The 10,250-nt window shown below is 62.0% G+C and carries 11 protein-coding genes and 1 pseudogene; 6 read left to right on the plus strand and 6 right to left on the minus strand.

The genetic code is table 11. The features are described 5' to 3' along the window. Positions 1-80: type II 3-dehydroquinate dehydratase (locus tag AC2FM3_RS17345; protein WP_496684379.1), on the minus strand; the 80-nt coding region annotated here is incomplete at its 3' end. A 126-nt stretch (positions 81-206) separates the two neighbouring features. Further along, a complete protein-coding gene (locus tag AC2FM3_RS17350; RefSeq protein WP_496684354.1) occupies positions 207-1,208 on the minus strand; it encodes an NADPH:quinone oxidoreductase family protein in 1,002 nt (333 codons plus the stop codon). 151 nt (positions 1,209-1,359) lie between these two features. Between AC2FM3_RS17350 and AC2FM3_RS17355 the strand changes: the two genes are divergently transcribed. From AC2FM3_RS17355 to AC2FM3_RS17375, 5 genes are read left to right on the plus strand one after another with little or no spacing between them, the layout of a single operon-like run. Further along, on the plus strand, positions 1,360-2,178 hold the full coding sequence (locus AC2FM3_RS17355; protein WP_496684357.1) for an SDR family NAD(P)-dependent oxidoreductase: 819 nt from the start codon (positions 1,360-1,362) through the stop codon (positions 2,176-2,178). A gap of 24 nt (positions 2,179-2,202) precedes the next feature. Next, positions 2,203-3,240 carry a phosphotransferase gene (locus tag AC2FM3_RS17360; RefSeq protein WP_496684359.1) on the plus strand — a complete coding sequence of 346 codons (1,038 nt, stop codon included), beginning with the start codon at positions 2,203-2,205 and terminating at the stop codon, positions 3,238-3,240. A 3-nt stretch (positions 3,241-3,243) separates the two neighbouring features. Continuing rightward, entirely contained in the window at positions 3,244-4,038 is a 795-nt protein-coding gene (locus AC2FM3_RS17365; protein ID WP_496684362.1) for an IclR family transcriptional regulator, read from the plus strand. Between the two features lie 52 nt (positions 4,039-4,090). After that, positions 4,091-5,308: a serine hydrolase domain-containing protein gene (locus AC2FM3_RS17370; RefSeq protein ID WP_496684365.1), complete on the plus strand. Its 1,218-nt coding sequence runs from the start codon at positions 4,091-4,093 to the stop codon at positions 5,306-5,308. 52 nt (positions 5,309-5,360) lie between these two features. Then, entirely contained in the window at positions 5,361-6,230 is an 870-nt protein-coding gene (locus tag AC2FM3_RS17375; RefSeq protein ID WP_496684368.1) for an acyl-CoA thioesterase, read from the plus strand. Here AC2FM3_RS17375 and AC2FM3_RS17380 read toward each other — a convergent pair. Both AC2FM3_RS17380 and AC2FM3_RS17385 read right to left on the minus strand, forming a co-directional pair. Beyond that, positions 6,227-6,994 (minus strand): SDR family oxidoreductase, encoded by a 768-nt coding sequence (locus AC2FM3_RS17380; RefSeq protein WP_496684381.1) that lies wholly within the window; start codon positions 6,992-6,994, stop codon positions 6,227-6,229. The genes AC2FM3_RS17375 and AC2FM3_RS17380 overlap by 4 nt on opposite strands. A gap of 129 nt (positions 6,995-7,123) precedes the next feature. Next, positions 7,124-8,353 (minus strand): acyl-CoA dehydrogenase, encoded by a 1,230-nt coding sequence (locus AC2FM3_RS17385; protein WP_496684371.1) that lies wholly within the window; start codon positions 8,351-8,353, stop codon positions 7,124-7,126. Positions 8,354-8,450: 97 nt separating this feature from the next. Between AC2FM3_RS17385 and AC2FM3_RS17390 the strand changes: the two genes are divergently transcribed. Then, complete coding sequence (locus AC2FM3_RS17390) at positions 8,451-9,362, plus strand: LysR family transcriptional regulator (RefSeq protein WP_496684374.1); 912 nt, start codon at positions 8,451-8,453, stop codon at positions 9,360-9,362. A gap of 11 nt (positions 9,363-9,373) precedes the next feature. On the opposite strand, the gene phoU is transcribed toward AC2FM3_RS17390, so the two are convergent. Beyond that, the gene (phoU, locus tag AC2FM3_RS17395; RefSeq protein WP_496684377.1) at positions 9,374-10,075 is read right to left on the minus strand and encodes a phosphate signaling complex protein PhoU; all 702 of its coding nucleotides are present in this window, start codon (positions 10,073-10,075) and stop codon (positions 9,374-9,376) included. Positions 10,076-10,090: 15 nt separating this feature from the next. Continuing rightward, a pseudogene (locus AC2FM3_RS17400) lies at positions 10,091-10,250 on the minus strand (phosphate ABC transporter ATP-binding protein); the annotation flags it as partial.

A 10,250-nucleotide genomic window follows, 5' to 3' on the forward strand; every position in this document is an offset into this window, starting at 1 on the left:
GTCGTATGGCCATAGACCTCGGGTTGCCGGCTGCCCAGCAGATTCAAATTCGGCCCGTTCAATACAAGAATACTGTGCATTATCATCCTGTCCCCATGCCTTTTCATAACCTTGAATCGCGCATGCGTCTACAAAGCTTGCTCGCATGAGGCGAACAAGGAGAATCGCACTGGCATTTTTGTTTTTCGGTATGGCCGCGTAGGCGTTCAGGCTGTCTCCATCGTGACCACAACTTTCCCGAGCACCGAACGATCCTCGATCAGTTCAAGCGCCTTGCCCGCCTCTTCGAGCGGAAATTTCGCGGTTATACGCGGTCGGATCTTGCCTGCCAGGTACAGTCCGAACAGCTCGTTGACGTTTTCCGCATGGCCCTTGGGGTCACGAAACACCGACGCGCCCCAGAACACGCCGACGATTTCGCAGCCCTTCAAAAGGGGCAGGTTGAGGGGAATATTGGGAATGCCGGCCGGGAAGCCGACCACAAGATACCGGCCTTTCCACGCCATCGCCCGCAAGGCGGGTTCGGCATAGTCGCCGCCGACTGCGTCATAGACGATATCGACGCCTTCACCACCCGCCAGTTTCTTGATCTCGGCAGACAGGGCTTTTTGGGCTTCGCGATCCATATCGCGGGGATAGACCAGGGTTTCGTCTGCGCCCAGGTCGCGGCAGAAATCGGCCTTGTCCTGCGAGGACACCGCTGCAATCACACGTGCGCCCATGGCTTTGCCCAGTTCCACCGCCGCCGAACCGACGCCGCCCGCGGCGCCCAGCACCAGCAGGGTCTGGCCAGGCCGCAACGCCGCGCGGTCCTTGAGCCCATGATACGAGGTGCCATAGGTGAAGATGAAGCCTGCGGCGTCTTCGTAGGACATAGAATCGGGAAACCTGACGGCGCTGGCGGCCGAAACGCAGATCTGTTCGGCAAAGCCGCCATGCCCGGTCAGGGCCAGCACACGGTCGCCGACCTCCAGATCCGACACGCCATCGCCCAACGCGATCACGTCGCCCGCAATCTCGCCGCCGGGGGCAAATGGGCGGGGCGGCTTCATCTGGTACAGATCGCGGATGATCAGCGTGTCGGGAAAGTTAACGCCGGCGGCGCGGACGCGGACAGCAATCTGACCCTTTTTCGGCGCGGGATCGGGCAGGGTGGTCAGTTTCAGGGTTTCCGGACCGCCCGGGGCGACGCTGAGTAAAGCTTGCATTTGGTATTCCGATCCTCGTCATCTGTTGGCTTGAAGGTCCGATTGCGGCGCGATGTTGTCAAGGAAGTTGTGAAATGCAATTCTGCACAGTGAAACGGATCGCGGCCGATCGGCAGGACGGATCGAAAAATTCGGATTGGGGAGGAGAGCCATGACACCAGACAACCTGTTTTCTCTGAACGGAAAAACGGCGCTGGTTACCGGAGGCGCCACGGGAATCGGGCGCATGGCCGCCGAGGCTTTGGTGCGCGCCGGCGCGCGCGTGCTGATTGCCTCGCGCAAGGGCGCGGACTGCGCGGCCGTGGCCGATGAACTCAACGCGCTGGATGCGCCGGGTCGCGCCGAAGGGTTTGCCGGGGACGTCGGCTGCGAGGACGGGATCGACGCGCTGGTATCCGAGGTCAACACCCGAACGCAACGTCTTGATATCCTGATGAACAACGCGGGCGTATCCTGGGGCGCACCTTTGGGGCAGTTCCCCTATGACGCGTGGGACAAGGTCATGTCGGTGAACGTGACCGGTGTGTTTCACCTGACGCAGAAACTGCTGCCGCTGTTGATCAAGTCGGGGTCCGATGATGACCCGGCCCGGGTGGTCAATGTCGGCTCGGTCATGGGCGAGGTTCCGATGGGCGATGGCGCCTACAGCTATTCGGCCTCGAAAGCGGCGGTGATCCACCTGACCAAGATCCTCGCCAAAGAGCTGTCGCCCCACCGCGTCACCGTCAATGCGTTGGCACCGGGGCCGTTCGTATCGCGGATGACCGCCTTTGCTACGGCGGACGAGGACAAACGCGAGAAGGTCGGGAAATCGGTGCCGCTGGGCCGTGTGGGTCGTGATGAGGACATCGCGGGATCGATGCTGTTTCTGTGCGGGCGCGGCGGCAGCTATGTGACAGGCGCCGTGATTCCCGTCTCGGGCGGTATCAACGTTCTGACCGGAGGGAACATCTTTGCCGAAGCCATGTAACGGTCGCGGAACAGGACGGGTGACATGACCCAAGACTCCAACGAACTGGACCTCGCTGCGGTCGATGCCTATCTCGGCGCGCATCTGCCGAGCTATCGCGGCCCGCTCGAAGCCACCAAATTCGCGGTCGGGCAATCCAACCCGACCTACGAATTGCGGACACCGGAACGGCGCTATGTCCTGCGGCGCAAACCGCCGGGCGCGTTGCTGAAATCCGCCCACGCCGTTGACCGCGAATACCGGGTGCAACGCGCCTTGGCCGACAGCAATGTGCCTGTGCCGCGCATGTTGCTGTTGTGCGAAGACGAGTCGGTGATCGGCTCGGCCTTCTACGTCATGGAGCGGCTTGAGGGGCGCATCTTCCTTGAACCCACGATGAAAGGTGAAAGCAACGAAACCCGCGCCGCGATCCTGCACGAGATGAACCGGGTGCTGGCCGAGTTGCACATGGTCGACATCGATGCGGTCGGCCTGTCAGATTATGGGCCGACGGGCAACTACTATGAACGGCAGATCTCGCGCTGGACCAAACAGTACCGCGCATCCGAGACCAGTACCATCGGTGGCATGGATCGGTTGATCGGCGCGCTGACAGCCTCGATCCCCGAGGAGGACGGGCAGAGAACGCTTGTTCACGGTGACTACCGTATCGACAATCTGATGTTTGACACCGTCGGCACCCGCTGCGTGGGCGTTCTGGATTGGGAGTTGTCGACGATCGGCCACCCCTATGCCGATCTGGCCGCGGTCATCATGCAATGGCAGATGCCGCCCGGAAAAGAGGGGCGCGGCCTGGCCGGCATAGACCGCGCAGCGCTTGGACTTCCGTCCGATGCGGAATTCATCGCCGAATACTGTGCCCGGCGCGGGTTGTCAGGAATCGACAATTTCGGCTTTTACCTGGCGTTCAATTTCTTCAGGATGGCGGCCATCCTTCAGGGGGTCTACAAACGGGCGCTGGACGGCAATGCATCCGACCCGACCCGCGCACAGGCTTTCGGCGCGTATGTTCCGATCTTCGCCCAACACGGGCTTGCGGCCCTGGAATCGCGGGGCGATTGACCAGTGACCACCCGTCGGGCACAGCTGGAACCAGATGAAAAGGACCGCAACTTCGTCACGGCCCTGGCTCGGGGGCTGCAGATCCTGCGGGCATTCCGGCACGGCGATACCGCGCTGACCAATACCGACTTTGCCGACCGCACCGGCCTGCCAAAGCCGACCATTTCCCGGTTGACGCATACGCTGTGCCAATTGGGGTACCTGGTGCAGGATCAGCCCGGCGGCGCCTATCGTCTGGGGGTCGGAGTTCTGCGGCTGGGCTTCGGCGTTCTGGGCAGCACTGATATCTGCGAACGCGCTGGCGAGGTTCTGCGTGAACTGCGCGCCGGCGCCAACCCATATCTGACGGCGGCCCTGGGCGAAGCGCACCGCGCCGAGGTCGTCTATGTAGCCGTCAGCCGATCCACCCAGAACGTCGCGCTGACGATGCATGTCGGTTCACGGTTGCCGCTGTTCTCGTCGGCGATGGGGCGCGCCATTCTGGTGGGCATGACGCCCGATCAACGCGCTGCCGCCGTCGAGGCGGCCCAGCAGGATCTGGGGCTGCAACGCGACGATCTGCAGCGATCGATAGAAATGGCGCAGGATGAATATGTTGCGCGCGGATATTGCACCGGTTTCTCGCTGTGGCGGGATGACGTGCACGCAATTTCGGTGCCGGTTCCTTCGGCGGATGACGGGCGGGTGTTCGGCCTGAACATCGGCGGCCCGAGCTTTTATGTGACGCCCGAAGAACTTGCCTCTGAACACGCCGCCAAGCTGATCGACGCGGCCAGGCAACTGAGTCTGCGGCCATGACGGTTGCCACACGCCCCTGCATTGGTGGATTTACTATCAGGGAGGTCGCGCCATGACCTTTGCCCCTACACGGCTGGAACGCATCAATTCCTGGATGCAAGCCTATGTCGATAGGAAAAAATATCCCGGCTGCTCGGTTCTGCTGCGCCACGGCGGCGACGAGGTGCATTTTCACGCTTGCGGTCAGCGCAACATCGAGGCGGGCTTGCCTTTCAGGCGCGACACGATCGTGCGCATCTATTCCATGACCAAGCCGATCACCTCGGTTGCGTTGATGATGCTGGCAGAACGGGGACTGTTTCACCTAGATGCCCCGGTGTCCGAGTTTTTGCCCGAATTCTTGGACATGCAGGCGCTGATCCCGAATGCGACACGGTTGGATCAGACCGAACCGGCGCCGTCGCCGACGTTGCACCAATTGCTGACCCATACCAGTGGGCTGAGCTACCCGTTCAATCCGGGCCTTCTGCCGGCGGAGATGGACGCGCGCGACCTGATCTTCAAGCCCGATCAAGGCTGCCTTGCCGACCAGGTGCAGGCGCTGGCCGACCTGCCGCTGGCCTTTCAACCGGGCGCGCGATGGGAATACTCGGTGGGCATCGACGTGATCGGGCGCGTGATCGAGGTTGCATCGGGCCAGACTCTGGACCGGTTCCTGGCCGAAAACGTATTTGCGCCGCTGGGCATGACCGAAACCGGGTTTTCCGTTCCCACGGGGGCAGGGGAGCGGTTCGCGTCCCTGTACACCCCGCTCGAAGGCGACGCGATGGCTCTGAATGCCGCCAAAGCAGGCAATGAGACGCTGCGGTTGGTCGATCAGACCGGCGAGTCCGCCTTCGAGGCAGCTACGCTGTTTTCCGGTGGCGGCGGGCTGGTCGGTACCATCGACGACTATGCCCGCTTCGCCGATATGCTGCGCAACCGGGGCACCGGTAACGGCAATCGTCTGCTGGGGCCAAGAACCGTGGAATTCATGGTGCGCAACCACTTGCCGGGCGACATTGCATCAATGGGACCGCAGAGTTTCGCCGAACAGCCGATGGAGGGCATGGGGTTCGGCATCGGCGGTGCAGTGGTTTTGGACCCGGCCCGCGCCCGCACGCCCGGCTCGGTCGGAGATTTCAGTTGGGGCGGCATGGCGTCCACATTTTTCTGGATCGACCCGGTTCTCGATCTGACCGTGGTGTTCTTCACGCAACTGGCACCGTCCAGTTCCTATCCGTCGCGATCTCAGTTGAAGGCGCTGGTCCAAGCCGCCCTGATTGAATGACCGTCGCGGGGCTGCTAGGCGAGGCCTGAACCGTGATTCCGGAGACAAGCCCATGACCGAAGCCGAACGCATTCTGCTGGATCTGCTGGATATCGAACGCCTCGAGGTGGACCTGTTCCGCGGCGTGGGATCGGGCGGGGAAACGCCCACGCGGATTTTCGGCGGCCAGGTGATCGCCCAGGCTCTGGCGGCGGCCTACAAGACGGTCGAAGACCGGTTGTGCCATTCGTTGCACGCCTATTTCATCCGCCCCGGTGACCCGGATATTCCAGTTGTTTATCAAGTGGATCGCGCACGAGACGGAGGCAGTTTCACGACTCGCCGCGTGGTGGCGATTCAGCACGGCAAGCAGATCCTGAACATGTCGGCCTCGTTCCACATTCAGGATGAGGGTTGGGAGCACCAGCACCCGATGCCGGATGTCGCGCCGCCCGAAAAGCACCCCTCGCGCGATGACCTGCGGCAGCGGTATCTTACCCGCGTACCGGACCATCTGCGCGCGGAATTGCTGCGTGAACGCCCGATCGAAGTGCGAGAGGTCGATCCGCTGGACATCTTTCAACCCGTAAAGGCCGATGACCGCAATTTCCTGTGGTTCCGCATGGGCGCTGCCGATCAGGCCGATCACGTCACGCAGCACCTTCTGCTGGCCTATGCCTCCGACATGGCGCTGCTGAGCTCGGGGATGAGGCCGCATGGTCTGAGTTGGTTCTCCGGAGAGATCAACGGCGCCAGCCTGGACCATGCGATCTGGTTCCACGCGCCGGTGCAATTCCAGAACTGGCACCTCTACGCGATGGATGCGCCGTGGACGGGGCAGGGGCGCAGCTTCAACCGCGGTGCGATCTATGCGCAGGACGGTACGCTGGTGGCGTCGGTCGCGCAGGAAGGCCTGCTGCGACGCGCCCGGAAAAAGCGTTAGATATCTCTGACAAACTGTTGATTTAGCTTCTGCATTCCGCTCAGCCAGCGGTCATAATCGGCAGTTTTCAGCCGCATGTAGTCCAGAACCTGCGGATGCGGAAGCACCAGAAAAGTCTCGGCTCGGATGGCATCGACGCAGGCCTGGGCCACGTCCTCGGGCTCGAGCATTCCATCGATCGAGGCGACCGAATCCTCGAACCCCTTGGTCATTTCCGACCGCACCGCCTGGGGGCATAGGACGGAAACGCGGATACCCTTGTCGCCATAGGTCAGCGCCAGCCATTCGGCAAAACCCACGGCCGCGTGTTTGGTCACGCCATAAGGCGCCGCGCCGGGCTGGTTCAGCAGACCGGCGGCGGAAGCGGTCGTCAGGATATAGCCGCCACCGCGCGCGATCATGCGCGGCACCAGATGACGGGCCGTCCAGACATGCGACATCACGTTGATCTTCCAAATCCGGTCCCAGTGGTCGTCGGGCACGTTCAGTCCGCCCAAGGTCAGGATCCCGGCATTAGCACAGAATAGATCGATCGGGCCGACCGAGGCCTCGACGTTGTCGATCAGATCGCGGATGTCATCCTCATCGGCAACGTCGCATCGGATCGCATGACCACCAATGGTGCTGGCAACCGTCTGGGCGCCATCCAGATCAATATCGGCGCAGACGACCCCGGCGCCTTCGCGGGCGAAGCGCTCGGCCAATCCTTTGCCAATTCCATGGGCCGCGCCGGTGATGACAGCGATCTTGTCCTGCAATTCCATGTCGTGTTCCGCCTTCATTGGTTTTGCTGTCGACGGTAACAGCATGAAAACACGCCGCCAACGTGGACGTGGCGGCGTTGGCACTACCTTAATTTACCATAATACAGATTACGCGTATCTCGTGTGAGATCAGTAGAAAGCCTGCAAACCGGTCTGTGCCCGCCCCAGGATCAAGGCGTGGACATCATGCGTGCCTTCATAGGTATTCACAGTTTCCAGGTTGACCATGTGCCGGATCACCTGGAATTCCAGCGAGATCCCGTTCCCACCATGCATGTCGCGGGCCATGCGCGCGATGTCCAGTGCCTTGCCGCAATTGTTGCGCTTGATGATCGAGATCATCTCGGGCGCGGCTTCGGCCTGATCCATCAGGCGCCCGACCCGCAGGCTGGCCTGCAGGCCCAAGGCGATCTCGGTCTGCATGTCGGCCAGCTTTTTCTGGAACAGCTGCGTCTGGGCCAGCGGACGGTTGAACTGTTTGCGATCCAGCCCATATTGCCGTGCCGCGTGCCAACAGCACTCGGCCGCGCCCATCACGCCCCAGCTGATACCATAGCGTGCGCGGTTCAGACAGCCGAACGGCCCCTTGAGACCCTGAACATGCGGCAAAAGCGCGTCCTCGCCGACTTCGACGCCGTCCAGAACGATCTCGCCGGTGATTGAAGCACGCAGGCTGAGCTTGTTCTCGATCTTGGGCGCGCTGAGCCCTTTGGTGCCTTTGTCCAGCACGAAACCGCGGATCTTGCCGTCATGCGCATCGGACTTGGCCCAGACGACGAACACGTCGGCGATCGGCGCGTTCGAAATCCACATCTTGCTGCCGGTCAACCGATAGCCGCCGTCGATCTTCTCGGCCCGGGTCTTCATCCCGGCCGGATCCGATCCGGCATCCGGCTCGGTCAGTCCGAAACAGCCGATCCATTCGCCGCTGGCCAGTTTGGGCAGGTATTTGCGGCGCTGCTCCTCGCTGCCATAAGCATAGATTGGATACATCACCAGCGAGCTTTGCACCGACATCATAGAGCGATAGCCGGAATCCACGCGCTCGACCTCGCGCGCGACCAGGCCATAGGTCACATAGCCCGCGCCGATGCCGCCATATTCCTCGGGGATCGTGGTGCCCAGCAGGCCCATTTCGCCCATCTCGCGAAAAATCTCGGGGTCGGTTTCCTCATTCTGGAAAGCAGCCGTGACCCGAGGCTGCAGCTTTTCCTGCGCATATGCGCGGGCGCTATCGGCCACAAGGCGTTCGTCCTCGGTCAGTTGATCGTTCAGGCGGAACGGATCATCCCAGGCAAATCGGCCCAGATCGGGCGCATCCTTGGCGCGCAGCGCGGGTTTTGTATCGGGGGCATTCATGTCTTCGCTCCGGATTTCAAGGTTTGCCGCACCCTACCCCGCAATTTTCGCAAAATACAGCGAGACATTTGCAAGGTTTCATGAGTAAAACGCATGGATGGAAACCAAACGCCGCCTGTTCCCGTCGATCTCATCCCTGCGCGCGCTCGAGGCGTTGGATCGTCTCGGCTCGGCCTCGGCCGCCGCGGACGAACTGTCCTTGACCCAAAGTGCGGTCAGCCGGCAATTACAGACCCTCGAGGCGCAGCTGGGCGTTCGCTTGATCCAGCGTGATCGGAAACGGCTGACGCTGACCTCGGCGGCACAGGAATATGTGGCCGAGATCCGTCAAAGCCTGAACCAGATCGCGCAGGCTTCGTTGCGGCTGCATGTGACGCCGGCGGGCGGCACATTGCAGTTGGCCATTCTTCCGACCTTCGGAATGCGCTGGCTGGTGCCACGCCTGCCCGATTTTGCGCGACTGCATCCCGACATTACGATCAATATGTCGACCCGGCTGCGCCCGTTCAATTTTTCCGCCGAACCCTTTGATGCAGCGATACATTTCGGCGAACCGGATTGGCCCGGAACCGAGCGGCTGCTGCTGAAGGTCGAGCGTGTCGTGCCGGTGTGTGCGCCCGCGCTGCTGCCGTCCGGTGCGCCGAAGGATGCGGCAAAGTTGCTGAAACTGCCTTTGCTGCACATTCAGACCCGACCGCGCGCCTGGCAGGACTGGTTCGCCCAGCAGGGCATTACAGCGCCCAGCCCCCTGCCCGGTACCGTCCATGACCAATTCACCACCATCAACCAGGCGGCGGTTCACGGGTTGGGCGTGGCGCTGCTGCCCAGCTATCTTATCGAGCAGGATTTGGCCACCGGGCGGCTGATCACCGCCTTTTTTGGCGCCGTCGAGACGATGGGCGCCTATTACCTGGTCTGGCCCAGCACGAAGTCAGGCGATCCGTCGCTGCGCGAATTCCGGCACTGGCTGGCATCGCAGGCCCAAAACGAAGAAACCCTGCCCCGCTGATCGCGCCGCGTTCAGACGGTTTGCGATGTCGTGTCCGCCTTGGGCCGCGACTCGGTCGGACGCTCGCCGGTGACAAGATAGATCACCTGCTCGGCGATCGCCGTCACGTGGTCGCCCATGCGCTCGGTGTTCTTGGCGATGAAATGCAGATGCATGCAGGCCGTGATGTTGCGCGGGTCCTCGGCCATGAAGGTCAGAAGCTCGCGGAACAGGCCGTTGTACATCAGGTCCACGTCCTCGTCGCGTCGGATGACGTCCTGCGCCAGTTCGGAGTCGCGCTGGATATAGGCGTCGAGCGCATCACGCAGCATCGTTTCGACATCTCGCGCCATACGGCGCAGCGCGGCCGCGCTGCTGCCGATATGCGGGGCCTCGACCAGCGTGGTCGTGCGCTTGGCGATGTTCTTGGCATAGTCGCCGATGCGCTCAAGGTTGCCCGACACTTTCAGCACCGACAGCACAAGCCGCAGGTCGCCGGCCGTGGGCGCGCGCAGGGCGATCAACCGCGCCGTTTCTTCATTGATCAAGTCCTCGAGCGCGTCGATCTCCTTGTCGCCCTGACGCACCTGCTGGGCCAGTTCTTCGTCGCGTGTCTCGAGCGACCGGGCGGCGTTGCTGATGGCGACTTCGACCAGACCGCCCATCTTCATGATATGGGCTTGGACAGCTTCAAGATCGCGGTCGAATGCAGAGGCGATATGTTGTTCACTCATGGCGTATTCCTGTCCTCAGCCGATGCGGCCGGTAATATAGCTTTCGGTTCTCGGGTCCTGGGGCTTGGTGAAGATCTGGCCGGTGTCACCGTATTCGACAAGGCTGCCCAGGTGGAAAAACGCGGTTTTCTGGCTGACGCGGGCGGCCTGCTGCATCGAATGGGTCACGATCACA

It is taken from the genome of Ruegeria sp. BHSB172, from assembly GCF_059613165.1.